The 20,958-nt window shown below is 49.2% G+C and carries 16 protein-coding genes; 6 read left to right on the top strand and 10 right to left on the bottom strand.

The window, feature by feature from the left end; all coding sequences use genetic code 11:
- Positions 1-2 precede the first annotated feature (2 nt).
- Together HFE64_07035 and HFE64_07040 are read left to right on the top strand one after the other, a co-directional pair.
- Complete coding sequence (locus tag HFE64_07035) at positions 3-1,112, top strand: glycoside hydrolase family 32 protein (protein ID MCI8633216.1); 1,110 nt, start codon at positions 3-5, stop codon at positions 1,110-1,112.
- Positions 1,109-1,927: a pyridoxamine kinase gene (locus HFE64_07040; GenBank protein ID MCI8633217.1), complete on the top strand. Its 819-nt coding sequence runs from the start codon at positions 1,109-1,111 to the stop codon at positions 1,925-1,927. The genes HFE64_07035 and HFE64_07040 overlap by 4 nt, the downstream gene beginning before the upstream one ends.
- Before the next feature lie 409 nt (positions 1,928-2,336).
- Here HFE64_07040 and HFE64_07045 read toward each other — a convergent pair whose 3' ends face one another.
- Genes HFE64_07045 through HFE64_07055 form a run of 3 tightly spaced genes read right to left on the bottom strand, consistent with a single transcriptional unit; the run spans position 2,337 to position 6,415 of the window.
- A complete protein-coding gene (locus HFE64_07045; protein ID MCI8633218.1) occupies positions 2,337-3,938 on the bottom strand; it encodes an amidohydrolase in 1,602 nt (533 codons plus the stop codon).
- Positions 3,939-3,944: 6 nt separating this feature from the next.
- Positions 3,945-5,057 carry a metallophosphoesterase gene (locus HFE64_07050; GenBank protein ID MCI8633219.1) on the bottom strand — a complete coding sequence of 371 codons (1,113 nt, stop codon included), beginning with the start codon at positions 5,055-5,057 and terminating at the stop codon, positions 3,945-3,947.
- Positions 5,057-6,415, bottom strand: coding sequence for an MATE family efflux transporter (locus HFE64_07055; protein MCI8633220.1), 1,359 nt, complete (start codon positions 6,413-6,415; stop codon positions 5,057-5,059). Before HFE64_07055 ends, HFE64_07050 begins: the two co-directional genes overlap by 1 nt.
- 200 nt (positions 6,416-6,615) lie before the next feature.
- On the opposite strand from HFE64_07055, the gene vanR reads away from it, so the two are divergent.
- The 3 genes from vanR (at position 6,616) to HFE64_07070 (ending at position 9,537) form a co-directional block, all read left to right on the top strand.
- Entirely contained in the window at positions 6,616-7,317 is a 702-nt protein-coding gene (gene vanR / locus HFE64_07060; GenBank protein MCI8633221.1) for a VanR-ABDEGLN family response regulator transcription factor, read from the top strand.
- Positions 7,318-7,378: 61 nt separating this feature from the next.
- On the top strand, positions 7,379-8,449 hold the full coding sequence (locus HFE64_07065; protein MCI8633222.1) for a GHKL domain-containing protein: 1,071 nt from the start codon (positions 7,379-7,381) through the stop codon (positions 8,447-8,449).
- Between the two features lie 305 nt (positions 8,450-8,754).
- The gene (locus HFE64_07070) at positions 8,755-9,537 is read left to right on the top strand and encodes a D-alanyl-D-alanine carboxypeptidase (protein MCI8633223.1); all 783 of its coding nucleotides are present in this window, start codon (positions 8,755-8,757) and stop codon (positions 9,535-9,537) included.
- Positions 9,538-9,594: 57 nt separating this feature from the next.
- On the opposite strand, the gene HFE64_07075 is transcribed toward HFE64_07070, so the two are convergent.
- Genes HFE64_07075 through HFE64_07085 form a run of 3 tightly spaced genes read right to left on the bottom strand, consistent with a single transcriptional unit; the run spans position 9,595 to position 12,464 of the window.
- The gene (locus HFE64_07075) at positions 9,595-10,713 is read right to left on the bottom strand and encodes a 4Fe-4S dicluster domain-containing protein (GenBank protein ID MCI8633224.1); all 1,119 of its coding nucleotides are present in this window, start codon (positions 10,711-10,713) and stop codon (positions 9,595-9,597) included.
- Between the two features lie 26 nt (positions 10,714-10,739).
- On the bottom strand, positions 10,740-11,207 hold the full coding sequence (locus HFE64_07080; protein ID MCI8633225.1) for a GNAT family N-acetyltransferase: 468 nt from the start codon (positions 11,205-11,207) through the stop codon (positions 10,740-10,742).
- Between the two features lie 12 nt (positions 11,208-11,219).
- Positions 11,220-12,464, bottom strand: a complete 1,245-nt coding sequence (locus HFE64_07085) for a serine hydroxymethyltransferase (protein MCI8633226.1) — start codon at positions 12,462-12,464, stop codon at positions 11,220-11,222.
- A 170-nt stretch (positions 12,465-12,634) separates the two neighbouring features.
- On the opposite strand from HFE64_07085, the gene HFE64_07090 reads away from it, so the two are divergent.
- Positions 12,635-13,948: a threonine/serine exporter family protein gene (locus HFE64_07090; GenBank protein ID MCI8633227.1), complete on the top strand. Its 1,314-nt coding sequence runs from the start codon at positions 12,635-12,637 to the stop codon at positions 13,946-13,948.
- On the opposite strand, the gene HFE64_07095 is transcribed toward HFE64_07090, so the two are convergent.
- The 4 genes from HFE64_07095 to metF form a co-directional block, all read right to left on the bottom strand.
- The gene (locus HFE64_07095) at positions 13,933-14,703 is read right to left on the bottom strand and encodes a hypothetical protein (protein MCI8633228.1); all 771 of its coding nucleotides are present in this window, start codon (positions 14,701-14,703) and stop codon (positions 13,933-13,935) included. The genes HFE64_07090 and HFE64_07095 overlap by 16 nt on opposite strands.
- 499 nt (positions 14,704-15,202) lie before the next feature.
- Positions 15,203-17,611 carry a leucine--tRNA ligase gene (locus tag HFE64_07100; GenBank protein MCI8633229.1) on the bottom strand — a complete coding sequence of 803 codons (2,409 nt, stop codon included), beginning with the start codon at positions 17,609-17,611 and terminating at the stop codon, positions 15,203-15,205.
- Between the two features lie 57 nt (positions 17,612-17,668).
- Positions 17,669-20,098 (bottom strand): dihydropteroate synthase, encoded by a 2,430-nt coding sequence (locus HFE64_07105; protein MCI8633230.1) that lies wholly within the window; start codon positions 20,096-20,098, stop codon positions 17,669-17,671.
- Positions 20,095-20,955 carry a methylenetetrahydrofolate reductase [NAD(P)H] gene (gene metF, locus HFE64_07110; GenBank protein ID MCI8633231.1) on the bottom strand — a complete coding sequence of 287 codons (861 nt, stop codon included), beginning with the start codon at positions 20,953-20,955 and terminating at the stop codon, positions 20,095-20,097. Before metF ends, HFE64_07105 begins: the two co-directional genes overlap by 4 nt.
- Between the last annotated feature and the right edge of the window lie 3 nt (positions 20,956-20,958).

Raw genomic sequence — 20,958 nt, forward strand, 5'->3', positions numbered from 1 at the left:
TCATGAAACGATTCGAACATCATTTTGAACCGCAGACCGGCTGGATGAATGATCCGAATGGGCTGGTCTATTTTCGCGGACAGTACCATGCTTTCTTTCAGCACTTTCCTTATGCGCCTAAATGGGGGCCGATGCACTGGGGACATGCGGTCAGCCGTGATTTGATTCACTGGGAGGAGCTTCCGGTCGCGCTCCGCCCTGATCAGGAGTATGAAAATAACGGCGGCTGCTTTTCCGGCTCGGCCATTGTAAAGGATGACAAGCTGTATCTATTTTACACCTCCGTCGGTATGCGCCTTGGTCAGACGCAGTCCATGGCGGTGAGCGAGGATGGCATCCATTTCACTAAATATGCCGGCAATCCCATCCTGCGCGCATGTCCGATTGACAGCGGCGCTCCCTGCGGCAACCGGGATTTTCGCGACCCTAAGGTGACTGAAATAAACGGCCATTACTATATGGTCTGCGGCAGCGGTCAGGACGGCATGGGAAAGGTGCTTCTCTTTCGCTCTGATGATTTGATCCATTGGGCGTTTGTGTCCATCCTGATAGAGGGCCGCCAGTACGGAACCGTCATTGAATGCCCTGACTTTTTCTTTCTGGATGGCCAGTATGTGTTGATGTTTTCTCACATGGGCCGGACGGAATATGCTACCCACTTTATGGTCGGCAGCTTTGACGGCGTACATTTTACTCCCCAGCAGCATGTGCAGATCGAGGCTGGTCCAGATTTTTATGCGCCGCAGACCTTAGCCGCTCCAGACGGCCGCCGGATTCTCATTGGATGGATGTATCACTGGCAAAAGCCGCTGCCTGCCGGAGCTGCTCATGCAGGTGCTCTGTCTCTTGCCCGCACGCTGCAGATCGAAAACGGTCGCCTGCTGACAAGGCCGGTTGCCGAAGCGGAGTCTCTGCTGCGCACTGCCTCCCCCTATGTCAGCATCCAAGGAAATCGCCTGCTGCTTTCCGACGGACGGCGCACTGTCCTTTCTAAAACATTTCCGGCGATTCGCAGCATTCAGATCTTAGAGGATCAAAAGGCCGTAGAGGTCTTTGTCAACGACGGCGAATGGGCCGCCAGCACCTGGCTGGATGATGAGGTCTTCTCATGAAGCTTCTGACCATTCAGAGCCTGGCCTGCTATGGCAAATGCTCCTCTACGATTGCGCTGCCCGTGCTTTCGGCCATGGGCATTGAAACCACGCTGCTGCCCACCTCGCTCCTATCCACCCATACCGGCTTTGCCGATTTTACTTTTCAGGATCTAACTGAGCAGATGAAGGCCGCCGCTGATCACTGGCAAAGTCTGTCCCTTCACTTCGACGCCATATATGTTGGCTATCTGGGCAGCCAAACGCAGCTTGACTTTGTTCTTTCTTTTCTAGCTCAGCAGCCTCAGGCCCGCCTCATTGTCGATCCTGTCATGGGCGATAACGGCGCGCTGTACAGCCGCATTACGCCGGCCTATATCGCAGCCTATCAATCCCTCTGCTGCTGTGCTGATCTTATCCTGCCCAATCTGACTGAGGCCTGCGCTCTGCTCGGATATGCCTATGATCCCTCGCTGCCTCCTGAGCGCCTGCTCACCGAGCTGCGCGCCCAAGGCGCAAAAAACGTCGTGATTACCGGCCTTGCCGGTGAAAAGGAGACGCTGGGGGCCATGTGCCTGTGTGAGGATGGCAGTCATCACTCCGTGTTTAAACCCCGCATTTCCGGGCATTATCACGGTACTGGCGATTTGTTTGCCAGCGTATGCTGCGGCGCTTTGCTGCGCGGCTCTCCTCTGCCTCATGCGCTTACGCTGGCCGCGGATTTCACGGCGCTCTGCATTCAGAATACGCAGCCTTTTTTTAGTGAGGATGGCCAAAACCATTGGCATGGACTTCGCTTTGAAACGGCCCTGCCTTGGCTCATTGAGAGGATGTAGGAGGCGGCGCACGTAACGCGCAGCGGTCCGTCCCTACATGGATCTTGGGAAGTTGTCAGAAGCTATTTTAAGCTATTTAACGTATCTTTTCTATTTTTTCTCCGTTGACAGACCCCTATCTGAAATGATTTAACGGGGCAATTGGAGGATTGTGCCCGTTAAGTATCGCATCTATGTCCATATTTAACGGCTCTATTCTCTATTTTGACCCGTTAAATGCGCTGTTATTGGCACAGCATAACGGATCTAATCACCGAAAGACACGTTAAAAATCAAAAAACCAGGTTTGCGTAACGTGCACTCCCTGCACAAACATAGTATCGTACTGTTTCGGAAATAAAAATAGCGGAAATTCTTCCGCTATTTTTGTTACCCTACATTTGTGACCCATCCAGCGAACAGCTCCGCTTTATCTTTTCTCCTTCTGATACACGACCCGTCCGCCTGTCATCGTGGCTTCTACTTGTATCTTCGGCAAAGCATGCGGTTCTGTCGTAAAGGGATCCTGAGAAAGCACAACTAAATCTGCCTTCATACCAGGCAGCAGTCTCCCGATCCGCTCCTCCTGAAAACAGGCCTTTGCCGCATGCGTCGTAAACATCGCGACAGCTTCCGGCACCGTCACCTTCTGCTCCGGCTTCCAGCCCCCCTTCGGGCCGCCGGCCAGCTTTTCTCTTGTCACCGCATAATACAGATTATTCAAGACATCAAAGCTTTCAATCGGCGCATCCGATCCGCCCACCGTCAAAATGCCCAGCTCCTCCATGCTCTTCCACGCATAGATGCATTCCTGCTGTGCCTCCTGCACGCGCGCCGCTGCCATATCCATATCATACTCAATAAAGACCGGCTGGATATACGCAATGACTCCGTCACGGCTCATCCTTTCCAAAATTTCCCGGCTCGAAATCTGCACATGCACCAGTCCATGGCGGCAATCGCTGCGCGGCATTCGTTTCTGCGCTCTCTCCAAAGCATCCAGCGTCATCTGCATCGCCCGGTCGCCAATGCAGTGCACCGCAATCTGCATGCCTGCCTCATGCGCTGTATCGATCAGCGCATTCAGCTCCTGCTGGGTAAACACTGCCAGTCCGTATTCGTCCTTGCTCCCTTTGTATGGCCGGCTCAGCAGCGCTGTTTTTGCTCCCAGCGATCCGTCCTGAATCAGCTTCAGCGGTCCAATCCTAAAATATTCTCCGCCCTGCCCCGTCCGGTAGCCCGCCTGCAAAAACGCCTGCAGCCCCGTCAAATTCTCAAAAATACACTGCTCATACACACGCACCGTCATCTGTCCCTTGGCTTCTAGGCTCTGATATGCCTCGATCATCTGCCGCCAGTCTGCCCCCGGAATGGCCACAAAATCATCCGTCTGGCAGGTCGTAATTCCACAGCGATTCAAAGCCTTCATGCCAGCTAAAAGCAGCTCCTCGACATAGGCCTGCGTCGGCTTTGGCAAAATCCGATAAAACAGCTCGCAGGCCCCTTCATACAGCAGTCCGCTCTCCTCCTGCATCTGCTCCTGCCATTCCTGTGCCTCTCTCAGCGCGCGGATTCGCTCAAAGGCGGCGCTGTTGCAGACGCCCAGATGTCCGCAGACCCTCACCATCAAAATCGGGATTTCGGTGCTGATTGCATCCAGATCCGCCCGCGTCGGATACCGCTTTGCCATAAAATAATCCTCATTCCAGCCTCTGGCATACACCCACGAAGCTTCCGGATGCTTCCGCAAATAAAGGCGCACCGCCTCCTGACACTCCTCCACCGAGCGGCAGTCAAAAAGCGGCGCATTACAATACGTAAACGCATAGCTAGCCAGATGCATATGACCCTCATTGAAACCTGGCAGTACAGCGCAGCCCTGCAGGTCAATCCTCTGCCCGGCCGGCAGCCGTGCCGCTTCCTCGTCGCTTCCCAGAAAGCGCACCTCATCTCCTTCTACTCCAATGGCTTCATACACCTGCCCATTCTCCATCGAATACACAGATCCATTATATAAGACTACATCCAGCATCTATCTTTACCCTTTCTTTTGCAGTGAAATCATCACATATTCTGAGCGGCCGCTTGTACGGATCGGATAGCCCCAGCCGGCCATGCCGGAAGAAACGATGATCTGAAAGCCTTCCGTTTGGCGCTGTCCATATGTCATCTCATTAAAATGAAACAGATCACTCAGCCACCCGGCAGGCCAGATCTGGCCTGCATGCGTGTGACCGGAAAGCTGCAGATCGACTCCGGCCTCTTGGTTTGCCTCCAGCTCCCGCGGCTGGTGATCGAGCAGCAAGATAAAATCCGAAGGATCAACTGCCTCCAGCAGCTTTGCGCTCTGCGCGCGGACGCCGCTTCCATGGGCCGCATAGGAGACCTCCTCACGCCCTACCAGCGTAAATTCTTCGTTTAAGGAAACTGCCTCGTCTGAGAGTACGCGAATCCCGGCGCCTGCCATAGCCTGCTGCAGCTGCTGCGCTGTATAATAGGGATCTGCGCTGTATAAAGCGCGGTCATGGTTGCCATATACATAAAACGTGCCGTATGTGCTGGGAATGGCTCCCAGAATCTGAAATGCCTGCTGCATCTCCTCCTGCGTTGTGCTCTCATCCACGATATCGCCTCCCAGCAGTACCATGTCCGGCTTAGCCTCAGCAATTTTCTGCGCGTAAGCGGCCAGCTTTTCTGTATCCATAGAAAGGCCAAAATGCAGGTCTGAAAGAAAGGCTATGCGGTAGCCTTCTTCACGAATTGGCTTTTCGGTATAGATTGTATACGGCTTTTCCACAACATGACCCATATTCCAGTAGCCAAAGCCAAGTACCGCCAGCGTGAGTATCACCGGCAGCAGTCCGCTTCGGTAGATTTTTTCCTTTTTAAAGCCCAGGCGGCGCAGCAGCCAGTAAACCAGGTCGACCAGCACGCCGCTTAAAAACAGATGCAGGATGATCATGACCATGCTGCTCCACAGATTGCTGCTGAGGATGCCCAGCAGCAAACAGGCCGCCATGAGAAGCAGCCGCAGCCACCTTTTTTCTGTCGGCGCTCCCCAAAAGTGCAGCGTCCGCTTAGCATAAAAATACAGATAGATCATGATCGGCGCTAATAAAAGCGCCGGAATCAGAAAAAATAATAGTCTCATCAGCTTTCTGTCTTCACACCGTGCCCGTGAATCCAATCTCCTTTAAAGAAGTAGAATAAAAAGACAACGGAGCTTAAAAACCATGTAAGCGGATATGCCCAGTTAACTACATTGATCGAAGGGATAAAATGAATGGTAATGGTGATAAACGTAACGCGGATCAGACACCAGCAGACCATCATAATCATCATCGATACCATCGGACGCCCGGCACCGCGCATAATCCCGGCCATACAGTGCGTCAGCGCTAAGAAACAGAAAAACCATCCGCAGATCCGGGCGCGCCCGGCGCCAAAAGCGACCACCTCGGCTGTGCTGTCAAAGAGCGCCATCAGCTGCGGCGCCAGCAAGATGATGATCAGCCCGATGGATTCTGCCAGAATGATGGAGCAAAACGCACCGAATTTGGCGCCCTTTTTCGCTCTGTCATACTGCTTCGCTCCCAGATTTTGACTGATGAAGGTCGTGAGTGCCATTGCAAAGCAGGTGATGGGCAAAAAGGCAAAGCCTTCGATCTTGCTGTACGCTCCCTGCCCGGCCACGGCCATTTTTCCAAAGGAATTGATATTGGACTGCACCACTACATTGGCAAATGCGGTAATGGAATTTTGAAAGCCTGTCGGGAGGCCATTATACACAATTTGCTTGAGCTGGAATCTGTGGAAGCGGATTTTTTTCAGGACGACCCGGTATTCTTCCGGCGCTCTCAGCAGCTTGCAGAAACACATAATCGCGCTGACAAAGTGCGAAATTACTGTTGCCGCCGCCGCAGAGCCGACGCCCATATGAAATACGCCGATAAATAAAAGATCCAAAACAATGTTTACAATGGATGAAAGAATCAAGTAATATAAGGGATGACGGCTGTCCCCCACCGACTGCAAAATGCCTACGCAGCAGTTATAGAGCACAAAGGGCAGCGAGCCCAGAAAATAGATCCTAAAATATAAAGTGGATCCGGCCAGAATGTCCTCCGGCGTCCCCATCCAGATCAGCATATGAGGCGCAAGCCAGACGCCCAGCGCTGTCAGCGCTAGACCGCCAACAATACCAAACGCAACGATTGTATGGATGGCCTTTTGCATGTTTTCACTGTCGCGTGCCCCAAAATAACGCGCAATCACCACGCCGGCCCCCATGGCAATTCCATTAAAAAATCCAACCATCAAAAAAATCAAATTGCCAGAGGAGCTAACCGATGCCAAGGCCTCACTGCCCAAAAAATTTCCTACAATCAATGAATCAGCTGTATTATAAAGCTGCTGAAATAAGTTTCCCAAAAACAACGGGATGGCAAAGGCAATCAATTTCTTTTGAATAGAGCCCTCTGTCATCAATGTACTATGATTCGATGCCATGTTTTCCTCCTTATCATCAACTCAAATTTTTACACCGCTGACTAGTATAACACTTAGAGCAAGCTCTAAGTCAAGAGGTTTTTAAAATATTTTTAAGAAACTCAGCTTGAAGCTTGATTTGCACCTTCTTTCTCTTCTTCTTCTCTTTTCAAGGCAACTAAAATATGCTATACTCGGACATAGCCTAGGAGGAATATAAAATGAGCGACACCATTTTAATCGTAGATGATGAAAAAGAAATTACGGATCTGATCGCCGTATATTTAGAAAATGAAAATTTCACTGTCCTGCGCGCCTACACCGCTGCGCAGGCTCTGCAATATATACAGCAGCATACCCATTCGCTCGATCTGGCCATTTTAGACGTGATGCTGCCAGATATGACCGGCTTTGATCTCTGTCAAAAAATCCGCCAGACCTATCAGTACCCCATTATTATGCTGACGGCCAAGGGAGAAGAAATTGACAAAATCACAGGCCTTACGCTTGGCGCTGATGATTATATGACCAAGCCCTTTCTCCCTCTGGAGCTGGTCGCCCGCGTAAAGGCTCAGCTTCGGCGCTACAAGCGCTATCAATCCGGCATCCCTGCCGATACGGATGTGTTTACCTGCTCCGGTCTCGTACTGAACAGCCGCACGCATGAATGTACCTTAAATGAACGCCCCCTCTCCTTAACGCCAACTGAATTTTCCATTTTAGAAATTCTTCTGCGCCAGCAGGGCAGCGTTGTCAGCGCCGAGGATCTATTCCATCAGATCTGGCAGGATGAGTATTATACTAAAAATAATAACACCATAACCGTTCATATCCGGCATTTACGAGAAAAAATGGGGGATTCCTTTGAAAATCCCAAGTACATCAAAACAGTCTGGGGGTGCGGATATAAAATTGAAAGCTAAAACATCCTCTTTTCGCCTGCTGCGCATTTTTCTGATCCTTTTGTTTGCCTTTTTATGCTGCATGGGCATCCTCTATCTCTTTGACAGCGTTTTAAACGGTACTGTTTTAGACTGGCTTTCTGAGCGTTATTTTCAGTCCTATAGCTATAACTATGAGCCCGGCAAGGAATATTATGTCACAGAGCCCAACTGGAGCGCCATTAAGTCTTTGCTGCTCCGGCTCTTTCCGCTGCTGGTCCTTTGCTGGCTCAGTACGCTGATGCTGACCTCCTATTGGCAGTCGCGGCGTTCTTTAAAAACACAGACCTTTAAAATCAGCCAGCTGATTGACCAGATCATGAACCAAGAAACAGAGCAGGTCCCCCTGCCAGAGGAATATGCTCAGATCTGTGCCCAGATGATGCAGATCAAGGCCTCCTCGCAGCGGCATGAGCAGCTCCTCAAGGAAGAAGCTGCACGTAAAAACGATCTGATTACTTATCTGGCGCATGATCTAAAAACGCCTCTTACCTCCGTCGTTGGCTATCTGAGCCTGCTGGACGAGGCTGGTGACATGCCCGCTGAGCAAAAAGCCAAATACGTCCATATTGCGCTCACCAAAGCTTATCGGCTGGAAGCCCTTATCAATGAATTCTTTGATATTACGCGGTATAATCTGCAGCAGATCACATTAGAAAAAGAGACCATTAATCTCGATTATATGCTGATTCAGATGGCTGATGAATTTTATCCGCTCCTGAGCGCCCACGGCAATACGATTCAGTTAAATGTTTCCGAAAACTTAACTCTGTATGGCGATTCCATAAAGCTAGCGCGCGTATTCAACAATATTTTGAAAAACGCCATCAGCTACAGCTATCCCAACACGCCCATTCGGCTTTCCGCATACGCCGAAGGACAAACGGTCCGTATTGACTTTCAAAATCAGGGCAGCACCATTCCGCCGCACAAGCTGACAGCCATTTTTGAAAAATTCTTCCGTTTAGACGAAGCCCGCTCCACCAATACGGGCGGCAGCGGATTAGGCCTTGCCATCGCCAAAGAGATCATTACCCTGCACGGCGGCACCATTTCCGCCTCCAGCGAAAATGAAATCACTACCTTCCATATCCTCCTCCCGGCTCAGCCTTAACAATATCTTAATGATTTCACAAGGTCCCATTAAAGTAAAAAATCCGTATGATTGCTATACTCAAAACAGTCATACGGATTTTTTATGAAAGGAACCTTGATCAATACATGGCACACAAGCGTAAAAAACGACGTTTTTTCCTTCGTCGTCTCTTCTTTTTCGGTTTTCCCCTGATCACCCTAGCAGCGCTTTTCTATTATCTCATGCCGCTTTTTATGCCGCATTCCCCCGCTGCCGATACTCCTCCGGCCACAGGCCAAAGCCATCTTTCGCTTTCCGCCCTTCCGGAGCCAGCAGCAAGTCCCTTGGACTTATCGCAGCTTTACAGCCCCCATTCCATTCTTCTGAATGCTGAAAATGGTGAAATCCTCGCTGCCTATCAGGATGACAGCCGCATCTATCCTGCCTCGCTGACTAAGCTGATGACCGCCCTGCTCCTCGTAGAATCCGGTGAAGACCTGGATCAGAGCGTCGTCATTCCAGATTGGATTTTTGACGATCTATATGCACAGGATGCTTCCTTAGCTGGTTTTGATCCTGGAGAGGAAGTCTGCCTGCGTGACCTCCTTTATGGCATCCTGCTCCCTTCCGGTGCTGAATGCTGTTTGACCGCTGCCCAAGCTGTTGCCGGTACAGAAGAAGCCTTCATCGAGCTTATGAATTCACGCGCTCAGGAGCTTTCGATGAACGATACCCATTTTTCCAACACAACCGGCCTTCATGCCGCAGACCACTACACCACCGTGCAGGACCTAGCCCTACTTTTGCGCTATGCGCTGCAAAATAATACTTTTCGCGAGGCGCTGCTCAGCCAGTATTATTCCGTAGCTCCTACGGAGATGCACCCAGATGGCTTTACTTTTTACAGCACGCTTTCTGAAAGCATGCAAAATGCAGAGCTTTCTGCCCCGGAAATCCTTGGCGGAAAAACCGGCTATACTGACGAGGCAGGTCTTTGTCTGGCAAGTTTGGCTAAAATCAGCGATCAGGAATACCTCCTTGTTACCGCAGGGGCTGCCGGCTCTCATGAGACGCCGCCATATCACATTCTGGACGCAATTTCGGTATATCGGCAGCTGGCATCCTGATATATTAAAAAAGAGTCTCGGGGACATATCATTCCCGAGACTCTCTCTTTTTCATCCTTAATTTTCAAAGGTTTCTGCAATTTTTTCCAGCTCTTTGATGATCTCAATATGCTGCGGACAATGACTCTCGCAGCTTCCGCAGTGCAGGCACTGCGATGCAAGGCCGCCGTCCTTTGTGATGTTTGCATAGCTCTTCTTATCCGCTTCTTTATTGCCGAATGTCATATAATGATTCATGGTGCTGAACATTCTGGGAATATTGATCTTCATAGGACAGTCATCGACACAATATTTACATGCTGTGCAGGGGATTTTGGGTGCTTTATTAAAGATTTCCACTACCTCAGCAATGACTTTTGCTTCTGCCTCATTGATCGGCTCAAAATCCTTCATAAATGAAGTATTATCCTCTAACTGCTCCATATTGCTCATACCGGACAGTACCGTAACCAGTCCCTCTAAAGACGCAGCATACCGAAGCGCCCAAGAGGCAACCGAAGCCTGCGGATTAAAGCTCTTGAATTTTGCTTCCAATTCATCTGACATCACTGCTAGCGAACCGCCCTTTACAGGCTCCATAATAATGACCGGCTTGCCATGCTTTCTGGCAACCTCATAGCATTTGCGGGACTGTACATTTTCACTTTCCCAATCGGCATAGTTGATCTGCAGCTGTACAAATTCTGCTTCCGGATGCTTGGTCAAAATTTCATCCAGTACCTCAGCACTGTCATGGAAAGAGAAGCCGGCATGCTTAATCAATCCTTTTTCCTTCATTTCCTGTACAAACTTCCAGCCGCCTGTCTCCTCTGATTTTTGGAAGGATTCCTTGCCAAGCGCATGCAATAAGTAAAAATCGAAATAACCAGCCTCTGTTCTGGCTAAAGATTCATCAAAAATCGGCTGATAATCAGCGTATTCCTTGATCGGCCAGATCGGCATTTTGGTTGCCAGCTGAAATGCCTCTCGCGGATACCGCTTCACAACCGCATCTCGAATTGCCCGCTCTGATTTACCATCCATATACACATAAGCTGTATCGAAATATGTAAATCCAAGATCCATGTAATGATCTACCATTTTTTTAGTCTGCTCCAAATCAACCTCTTCTCCGTTCATTGGCAGACGCATAAAACCAAAGCCTAGTTTTTTAATCTCTTCCCCTAAGTAACCCATGGTAATACCTCCTAAATAATGTTTAATTATATCATGCGGCTGTACACATTAGGCTCATCATTTTGAATCACCTGTGCACCGCAGCATTTCTCATAAAAATGTACCGGGCCGGCGGATCCGATAATCGCATATCCATATCCCGCCTCCCGCAGCCCTTCCATACTTTGCAGAAGAAGGGCCAGGCCAATCCCCTGCCCTCTTTCTGCTTCTAAAACACCCGTAGGGCCAAAGTAGTCTTTTGCCGTTGCCTCATAGCACGCAAATCCGACTACCTTTTTTTCTTTGATGGCAATATAGCAGCTAACCGGCTGATTGCTGAATGCAGCCGATACCTCGCTGGCCCATCCTTCTCCAAAGTTTTCTCTTGCAAACTGCATCACTTTATGCCGATCAGGCGCAAGCGCCCGTTCAATCCGAATTCCCTTCTGTTTCAGCCTGTCTTTATTCTCTTGATTAGAGGGCAGCTGATATAAATTGACTAGCATATCCGGCATGGTTTTTCCTCCTTATGCTTGATATAAGGGATATTTTTCAGAGAGCAGCTGTACCGCTCGACGGGCCTCTTCCTTTCTGCCCTCAAAATCTGATACGGTCCAATCAATGATCTGTGCAATCCTATCCATATCCTCTTCTTTCATGCCGCGCGTTGTCACCGCCGGTGTTCCCAAACGAATACCGCTCGTCACAAATGGTTTTTCAGGGTCAAATGGAATAGCATTTTTGTTACAGGTGATTCCAACCTGATCGAGGCGGTTTTCCGCTCTTTTACCAGTAATGCCCTTGCTACGCAGATCCACAAGCATAAGATGATTATCCGTACCGCCTGAAACGATCGTAAAACCGCGTTTTTGCAGGCCTTCTGCAAGCGCCTTTGCATTCTGTACAACCTGTTCTTGGTAATGAATAAACGCAGGCTGCAGCGCCTCAAAAAAGCTGACTGCCTTAGCCGCAACTACATGGCAAAGCGGCCCTCCCTGAATCCCTGGGAAAATAGCTTTGTCAATTTTTTTAGCAATTTCCTCATCATTACAGAGGATCATGCCTCCTCTTGGCCCCCGAAGCGTTTTATGCGTTGTTGTTGTCACCACATGCGCATGGGGTACTGGATTCGGATGCAGCCCTGCTGCTACCAAACCTGCAATATGTGCCATATCTACCATGAGCATTGCATTTACTTCATCGGCAATCTCACGGAACCGTTTAAAATCAATCACCCTAGAATAAGCTGAGGCTCCTGCAATGATCAGCTTGGGCTTTTCTTTTAATGCCAGTTCTCTTACAGCATCATAGTCAATACAGCCCGTTTCTTCCTTTACTCCATAGCTGACAATCCTATATTGCGCTCCTGATACATTGACCGGACTGCCGTGTGTCAAATGACCACCGCAGGCTAAGCTCATTCCCAAAACCGTATCTCCCGGTTTTAAAAATGCATGATATACGGCAAAATTCGCCTGTGAACCCGAATGTGGCTGCACATTTGCATATCCTGCCTGAAAGAGCGCTTTTGCCCTTTCAATCGCCAATTGCTCGACTTCATCTACAAACTCACAGCCTCCATAATAGCGTTTTCCCGGATATCCTTCAGCATATTTATTGGTCAGCGGTGATCCCATCGCTGCCATAACAGCTTTTGATACAAAATTCTCTGAAGCAATCAGCTCTATCTTCTCATGCTGTCTTCTTGTTTCTGCCTGAATCAGCTCGGCAATCTGGGAATCCACTATACGTACATCTTCTAATAAGCTCATCATACCCTCATCCTTTTTCAGTCTTCTTTAATAATTATAACAAATTTTTCATAAATAGCAAATGGCAAATCTTATGCAATAGCTGGAAAATTAAAAACCAGCATTGAAAAGCCTTTCTAACTATAGTATAATCAGCTTCGTTAAATCAGATGCACGAAATGGAGATTATAATGGAACAACAGGAATTTCAAGCCTATTGTGCTGCTCACTATAAAAAAGTTTGTAAAATTGCACTGCGTGCCGGGGAAATTATGGCCTCTCACGGAGCCGAGGCTTACCGAATTGAGGACACCGTTTGCCGGCTTTTAAAAACCACTGGTTTCTCTTATGCAGAGGCTCATGTTTCCGTGACCGGTTTATTTATCACCCTATCTGATCCTTCTTTAGACCGCGAAGTTACGCTTGTAAAACGCATCAGCAATCGGGTGAGTGATCTCAGCCAGATCTCGCATGCCAATGAAATTTCACGCCGCTTCGTTTCCGGAGAGCTGACTATTGAACAGGCATTTCAAGAATTTGATGCTTTAGAAAATAAACAGTATTATTCACCGTTTATTATTCTTCTCAGCTTTGTTGTCATTTCCTCTTTATTTACCTTTATGTTCGGCGGCTATCCTCTGGATGCTTTAGCTTCTGCTTTTGTTGGTTTTTTTGTCGGCATAGCCTATCTGCTTTTTGGTAAACTAAAGTCCCTTGGCTTTGTCAGGGATTTTCTAGCTTCTGTTGTCTTGGGCATCTTCTGTATTCTTTTCGTATATTTTATCCCCATTGGTTCCCATCTGCAGCCTATCATTTCTGGATCTATCATGCCTTTAGTCCCTGGTATGCTTCTCACAGTTGCCATTCGGGATTTGCTGCATGGCGACTATATGTCAGGCGTTTCTCGTGCAATTGAAGCTTCTATTTGCGCCGTTTCCATTGCTGCCGGCGTCTCCATCGTTGCCCATCTGTTTGAACGAAGTCACGGTGCTCTGCTCCTTGATACGCCCCCTACTTGGTTCACCTGGGGGAAAAACTGGTTGATTACCCCGGAAATGATATTTCAGGCCGGCTGCTCATTCTTTTCAACCATTACCTTTGTAATTCTATTTAATATTGAACCCAAGCATCTCGTTCCCTGTGGTATTGTGGGCGCAGCCACCTGGTTTGTATATTATTTTGTAATCAAATACGTACCTGGCATTGCTCTTTCTAATTTTTTTGCTGCTGTAACCGCCAGCGCCATTTCATTTTATATGGCTCGCCGGCTTCGTGCACCTGTCACCATTTTCTTTACAGGCGGTATTTTCTGTATGGTTCCGGGGGCGGGAATTTATCAGACCATGTATTATCTGATCGGCCGCGATCTTGTTACGGGAGCTAACCGTTTTTTAAACACTTTAGAAATCGCTGCACTCATCGCCATTGCAATTGCCGTTCACACTTCTTTAGATAGCCTGCTGCGCAAGCACCACTTAAAAAAGCAGTCTCAGATTAAACGGTAAAGTGCAATCATTCGCCGCGCTTCTTCAGCGCTGAAATTGCCATTATCCTCCCATGTCACAATCAGATTTTTCGTTCGTGTGTAACCAGCTTTTTCATATATTGACAGTTTCTTTTCAAACTTGTCTGCATACTCTTTATTATCCATGAGACCTGCATGTTTCCAGATGATCTTTTCTCCATTCGGCATCCAGAGAAGAAAATCTGGGATTACTTTTTGATCCCCCATTTGCATTGGTCTTTCATATTCGTAGGTAATCCCCTGTGCAAATAACATATTAGCGATAATCTCTTCTGATTTAGAAGCTACCAGCTCTCCCTGATCCGTCATATGCTTATAATTTTCCCGATGCCACTTTGCCTCCGCCAATTGTTTTGCCTTTTGATAGGCTTTTTCTTGATCAATCCTTTTTCTCTCTCTTTGATAGTACTCTTGTAAAATTTCTTCTCCTGTCATATGAAAAATCAGCAGCACATGCTGCAGTTTCTTTCTGAACTGAAGCAATTCTCTTAATTTTTCTTGCTGATGACGCAGAATTTCTATCTGTCTTTTCGTTGCTTCTATTTGATCCTTTGCAACCGATTTTTGAACTTTAACTTTATTTTGATAAAACTGCCAATAAGCATATTGTTTTCTATCTCCTTTCCAAACCAATGAGCCGGCCGTATGCGGAATACTTTTTTCCAGCCGTTCGATCCGCAAATGCAAATACAGAAATTGCTCCTCTAACTTATTTTTAAATTCTTCTCTTTCCATTCATCCTTCTCCTTGCTCGCTCTTTTACTTATAGTATCGGAGAAAAATATTAAAATTCCCTAAAGTTACAAAAATTTCACATTTGCTGTCGCTTGCGCCGCATTATCAATTTTTTTAATTTTGGTGGAAATTTTTCCTCTATTTCAGGGCTTTTCCACCACATCAGGCTGAACTTCTTCCACCAAGATGCCCTCGCCTCTTTCATGCAACGGATAATTTTCCGCCATCCTCCTGTTCTTCCGTCAGGTCCCGGGGAAATTTTTCAGCTGAATTTCAAATTTCTCCCAAAGCAAGCTCAGAACTAGAGATTAACTCATGAGCCGGCTCACGCCTAAGGATTAACTCATGATCCGGCTCACGCCTAAAGATTAACTTATGATCAAGCTCACATCCAGAGTTTGCCCCATGTCCGCCCCCAGTCTGGACCCTGCTCCACGTCATCCCCCGCCTCCGCACTCCCAACAAAAAAAAGCGGACCTTTCAGAGGCCCGCTTTTCTTTTATCTCGCTACAATATTCACAATTCTTCCCGGCACATAGATCTCTTTCATAATGGTTTTTCCTTCCAGCGCAGCAGCCACCCTTGCGTCCGCCTTTGCCGCTGCAATCGCCGTTTCCTGATCAGCATCCTTGGGAATCATAATCGTACTCTTCACCTTACCGCTGATCTGTACAGCGATTTCAATGGTCGCCTCCACCGTCTTATTTTCATCATAAGTCGGCCATGCTGTCTGGAAAATATGCCTTTCAAATCCCAGATTTTCCCACATCTCCTCCGTGAAATGAGGCGCTACCGGATTAAGCAACGTTAAATACGTCTTCATCTCGCCCCGAGTCACGCTGCCCTTATCATAAAACTGATTAAGCAGCGCCATCAAAGCCGCAATGCCGGTATTAAATTTAAGAGATTCAAAATCCTGACTCACCTTTTTGATCGTGCGGTGCATCGAGGTTTCCAGATCGGCGCTATAGCCCTCTCCCTCTGTCACCATATCCTGCAGTTTCCATACGCGCTCTGCAAATCGGCGGCAGCCCTTGACGCCCTGTGTGGACCATGGCGCTGCTTTTTCAAAATCACCAATAAACATCTCGTAAAGACGCATAGTGTCCGCACCAAACTCTTCCACGACCTCGTCAGGATTGACAACATTGCCGCGCGATTTCGACATCTTCACGCCGTTTTCTCCCAGAATCATCCCATGAGAGGTACGCTTCTGATAGGGCTCCGGCGTAGGCACGATGCCCTGATCATACAAAAAGCGGTGCCAGAAACGCGAATACAGCAGATGCAGCGTCGTATGCTCCATTCCGCCATTGTACCAATCTACCGGAAGCCAGTAATTCAGTGCCTCCTTGCTGGCCAGTGCATGCTCATTATGCGGATCCATATACCGCAGGAAATACCAAGAAGACCCGGCCCATTGCGGCATTGTATCCGTCTCTCTCGTCGCCGGTCCGCCGCAGACAGGACAGGTCGTATTGACCCAGTCCGTCATAGCAGCCAGCGGAGATTCGCCGTTCTCACCCGGCTCATAGCTCTCCACCTCCGGCAGTAAAAGCGGCAGCTGCTCCTCTGGCAGCGGCACCCATCCGCCGCAGTGCTCACAATATACAACCGGAATAGGCTCTCCCCAATAGCGCTGACGTGAGAAAACCCAGTCGCGCAGCTTATAGTTTACCTTTTTATGTCCAATGCCTTTTTCGGTCAGCCATTCCACAATCGCTTTTTTTGCCTCTTCTACAGACATTCCATCTAAAAAGCCAGAATTGATCATCGTGCCCGTGGCAATATCCGTAAAGGCTTCTTCCTGTACCTTGCCGCCTGCCACAACCTCGATAATCGGCAGATCAAATTTTTTTGCAAATTCCCAGTCGCGCGTATCATGCGCCGGTACCGCCATAATCGCGCCGGTACCATAGCTCATCAGCACATAATCCGAAATCCAGATCGGGATCTCCTGACCGTTCACCGGATTCACCGCTTTAATCCCCTTCAGCGGCACGCCCGTCTTTTCTTTCGCAAGCTCCGTTCTTTCAAAATCAGACTTGCTGTTGGCAAACTCCCGATAAGAAAGCACCTCATCAAAATTTTCAATCTGATCCTTCCACTCGTCAATATAAGGATGCTCCGGCGACATCACCATGTACGTCGCGCCAAACAGCGTATCTGGGCGCGTGGTATAAATCGTCAGCGTTTTGCCGTTGGCTGTAAAATCAACCTCTGCCCCCTCTGAACGTCCAATCCAATTGGTCTGCTGCGTTTTAACACGCTCAATAAAATCCAGCCCCTCCAGACCATCAATCAGCTTCTGCGCATATTCCGTAATTTTCAGCATCCACTGCGTCTTCATGCGGTGCTCTACCGGCGTGCCGCAGCGCTCGCAGGCTCCGTTGACCACCTCTTCATTCGCTAAACCGCATTTGCAGGACGGACACCAATTGACCGACATCTCTTTCTTATAGGCCAAGCCTTTTTTAAAGAGCTGCAGAAAAATCCACTGCGTCCATTTATAATAGCCCGGATCCGTCGTGTTAACCTCACGGCTCCAGTCAAACGAAAAGCCCAAAGACTGCAGCTGCTCTTTAAAATGCGCCACATTCCGCTTCGTCACCTCACGCGGATGAATCTTGTTTTGAATCGCATAGTTTTCCGTAGGCAGTCCAAACGCATCCCAGCCCATAGGAAACAATACATTATATCCCTGCATCCGGCGCTTTCTGGCCACAATATCCATCGCCGTATAAGGACGCGGGTGCCCCACATGCAGCCCCTGTCCTGATGGATAAGGAAATTCGATCAGCGCATAGAATTTCGGCTTGTCCGTAGATTCAGAAGCCCGAAACGCACCGCTCTCTTCCCAAACATTCTGCCACTTTTTCTCAATGGCTTTATGATCATAGATCTTCAATCCATTCACTCCTTACACTCAAATTAAAATTCATTTTAGCAGAAGGTATTACAAAATTCAAGCATTTTGCGAAAAAAGCTCTTCTGCATAGCGCACCGATCCCATCGCGTCCTTGGAATAAAAGTCCGCCCCGATCTGATCCGCATAGGCCTGCGTAAGCACAGCGCCTCCCACCATCACTTTACAAGACGGCAGCGTCTTCTTCAGCTGCCGAATCGTCTCCTCCATGTGCACCACCGTCGTCGTCATCAGCGCGCTCAGTCCCACAAGCTTCACCTGCTCCCGCTGCGCCGTCTCCACCACCAGCTCCGGTGGCACATCCTTGCCAAGATCCAGCACCGTAAATCCATAATTTTCAAGCAGCACCTTCACAATATTCTTGCCAATATCATGAATGTCCCCTTTTACCGTCGCCAGCACAATCTTGCCCTTGCTCTGCTGCTCCTTCCCGCGAAAGCTCTCCTTAATCACCTGAAAAGCAGCCTGCGCGGCCTGCGCGCTCATCAAAAGCTGAGGCAGGAACATCGTCCCCTTTTCAAACTCTTTTCCCACAAAGTCCAGCGCCGGAATCAGCTCTTCATCAATCATGCGCAGTGCCTCTTTTTCTTTTAGCCCCTCCGCCGTATGGCGGGAAGCAAGATCCGCGAGTCCCTTGATGATGGCGTCCTGCAGCGGCGCCGCCTGCATCTGGCCTGCCGGCTTTGCTTCAGACGCTGTCTTATGCACCGCCGCGGTCATCTCCATCTGACTATATTTCTCGATATACTGACTGCAGTTCTTGTCGTATCCTTTGACCGCCAGATACACATCATAGGCTTGCCGCATGGCGGCGCTGGCCGGATTGATGATGCCGGCTGACAGGCCGCGGTCCATCGCCATGGCGTAAAAGGAAGCGTTGATGAGCTCACGGTTTGGAAGTCCGAAGGAGATGTTGGATACGCCGAGCACGGTGCCGACGCCAAGCTCCCGGCGCACTCTCTGCAGCGCCTCCAGCGTGACTCGTCCCTGTTCTTCTCCGGTGCTGATTGTCATCGTCAGTGTGTCGATAAGGATATCTTTTTTGGCAATGCCATAGGCAGCGGCTGTGTCAATGATTTTTTTGGCAATTTTGAGACGCCCCTCCGCCGTTTCCGGGATGCCATCTTCATCCAATGTGAGCCCGACGACTACGCCGCCGTATTTTTTTACAAGCGGGAAGATCGCTTCCATCACTTCGCGCTTTCCGCTTACTGAATTGATCAGTGGTTTTCCGTTGTAATGCCGCAGGGCCCTTTCCATGGTATATGCGTCGGAGGTGTCGATCTGCAGCGGCAGCTTGGTGATGGCCTGCAGCTCCTGCACCAGCTCATCCATCACTTCTGCCTCCCGGATCTCCGGAAGCCCCACGTTGACGTCTAAAATATGAGCTCCTTGCTCCTCCTGTTTAATCGCTTCTTCTAATATATAGTTAAAATCATGCTCACGCAGCGCTTTCTTAAGCTTTTTCTTGCCGGTTGGATTGATCCGTTCTCCAATAATCAGCGGTTTATCGCCCAAGATCTCATGAGCGCCGTAGGAGGAAACAATCGTGAGATTCTTTTCCGTCACCGGTCTGCGAGTTGCTGCCTGACAGCGCATGACCATCTGGCGAATATGCTCCGGCGTCGTGCCGCAGCAGCCGCCTATGCACTGCGCACCCGCTGCTATCATCTTTTCCTGATCCTCAGCAAATTCCTCAGGCCCTACCCCAAATACCGTCTGTCCCTCGATAAGCTGCGGCATGCCCGCATTAGGATTCACGATGATGGGTCTGCTGGCGCAGGCCTGCAGCACCGGCATCAGCTCCAGCATCTGCTTCGGCCCCAGCGCACAGTTCATGCCAATGCAATCAGCGCCAAGCCCCTCTAGCATAGAAACTGCCGCCGGTATATCGCCACCGGTCAGAAGCTTTCCTTTCTCATCCAGCACCATGGTGACGGCTACCGGCAGATCCGAATGCTCCTTGGCCGCCAGCAGCGCCGCTTTCATTTCATAAGGATCATTCATCGTCTCAATCAAAATCAGATCTGCGAGCTCCCTGCCGGCCTGTACCACCTCAGCGAAGGCAGCATAGGCCTCCTCAAATCCCATACTCCCCAGAGGACGCATCAGCTTGCCTAGGGAACCTATGTCAAGCGCAGCAAAGCATTCACGCTTTGCTGCCTGCTGATTCTGCCGCTTTTCCTGCGCAATTGCCTCCCTTGCCAGCTGCAATCCCGCCTGCACCAGGCCCTCCACCGTATACGCTGTCTTTTCCAGCTTATAGCGGTTGACCCCAAAGGTATTGGCCTTTAAAATATGGCACCCAGCCGCTAAATAGCTTTTATGAATCCGCACAATCGTTTCCGGATGCAAAATATTCCAGGTTTCCGGAATTTCTCCTGCGGCAAGCCCTTCTTTTTGCAGCAGCGTCCCCATCGCTCCGTCAAAAAAGAGAATCTGCTGCTCTAACGCTTCTAAAAATTTCATACCTTTAAAATCTCCGAAATACGTGCCAAAATAGCCTCTGCAATCTCTGGTTTATTCATCGTATACACATGCACATGCGGCACTCCATTGGCCAGCAGATCAATGATCTGATCCGCTGCATACACGATCCCTGCCTGCCGCATCGCTTTAGGCGTACTGCCAAACCGATCCAAAATTGCTTTAAACCGCTGAGGCAGCTCTGTACCTGACAGACTGCCGATCCGTTTCATCTGCTTACCGTTTGTCACCGGCATGATGCCGGCACACACCGGCACAGTAATGCCAATTTCACGAATCCGATATAAAAACCGGTACAAAATCTGATTGTCAAAAAACATCTGGGTCGTCAAAAATTCAGCGCCGGCCTCCACCTTTTCCTTCAGATGCTTCAAATCATCCGCCTTATTCTTAGATTCCACATGCCCTTCCGGATAGCATGCCGCCCCAATGCAAAAATCTCCATAGCTTTTGATCTCCCGAATCAGCTCGCTCGCATACCGATATTCACATTTTCCGCCGTCCTCGGGAATGTCTCCGCGCAGGGCCAGTATATTCTCAATTCCCTTCTCCTTCAGCATCCCCAGCATCTTACCAATCTCCTCATGCGTTGAGGAAACACAGGTCAAGTGCGCCAGCACCGGCGTATGATATTCTGTCTGCAGCGCACTGGCCAGTGCCGCCGTATACTGACTCGTTCCTCCGCCGGCCCCATAGGTTACGCTCATAAAATCAGGCCCTAGCGCAGCAATTTGCTTCGTCACGGTTTCCACAGCCAAAAACTTGTCCTCCGTCTTTGGCGGAAATACTTCAAAAGATAGGGTTGATTTCCCTGTTTTTAAAAGATCACTAATTTTCATTTT

Source organism: Lachnospiraceae bacterium, from assembly GCA_022794035.1.
Taxonomy (GTDB): Bacteria; Bacillota; Clostridia; order Lachnospirales; family Bianqueaceae; genus CALWPV01.

Excerpts from the sequence above, each read along its gene's own strand:
- HFE64_07040 (MCI8633217.1), top strand. The coding sequence starts at position 1,109 with ATGAAGCTTCTGACCATTCAGAGCCTGGCCTGCTATGGCAAATGCTCC.
- vanR (MCI8633221.1), top strand. The coding sequence starts at position 6,616 with ATGAGCGACACCATTTTAATCGTAGATGATGAAAAAGAAATTACGGAT.
- HFE64_07080 (MCI8633225.1), bottom strand. The coding sequence starts at position 11,207 with ATGCCGGATATGCTAGTCAATTTATATCAGCTGCCCTCTAATCAAGAG.
- HFE64_07035 (MCI8633216.1), top strand. The coding sequence starts at position 3 with ATGAAACGATTCGAACATCATTTTGAACCGCAGACCGGCTGGATGAAT.
- HFE64_07075 (MCI8633224.1), bottom strand. The coding sequence starts at position 10,713 with ATGGGTTACTTAGGGGAAGAGATTAAAAAACTAGGCTTTGGTTTTATG.
- HFE64_07085 (MCI8633226.1), bottom strand. The coding sequence starts at position 12,464 with ATGAGCTTATTAGAAGATGTACGTATAGTGGATTCCCAGATTGCCGAG.
- HFE64_07065 (MCI8633222.1), top strand. The coding sequence starts at position 7,379 with ATGGGCATCCTCTATCTCTTTGACAGCGTTTTAAACGGTACTGTTTTA.
- metF (MCI8633231.1), bottom strand. The coding sequence starts at position 20,955 with ATGAAAATTAGTGATCTTTTAAAAACAGGGAAATCAACCCTATCTTTT.
- HFE64_07050 (MCI8633219.1), bottom strand. The coding sequence starts at position 5,057 with ATGAGACTATTATTTTTTCTGATTCCGGCGCTTTTATTAGCGCCGATC.
- HFE64_07105 (MCI8633230.1), bottom strand. The coding sequence starts at position 20,098 with ATGAAATTTTTAGAAGCGTTAGAGCAGCAGATTCTCTTTTTTGACGGA.
- HFE64_07095 (MCI8633228.1), bottom strand. The coding sequence starts at position 14,703 with ATGGAAAGAGAAGAATTTAAAAATAAGTTAGAGGAGCAATTTCTGTAT.
- HFE64_07055 (MCI8633220.1), bottom strand. The coding sequence starts at position 6,415 with ATGGCATCGAATCATAGTACATTGATGACAGAGGGCTCTATTCAAAAG.
- HFE64_07045 (MCI8633218.1), bottom strand. The coding sequence starts at position 3,938 with ATGCTGGATGTAGTCTTATATAATGGATCTGTGTATTCGATGGAGAAT.
- HFE64_07090 (MCI8633227.1), top strand. The coding sequence starts at position 12,635 with ATGGAACAACAGGAATTTCAAGCCTATTGTGCTGCTCACTATAAAAAA.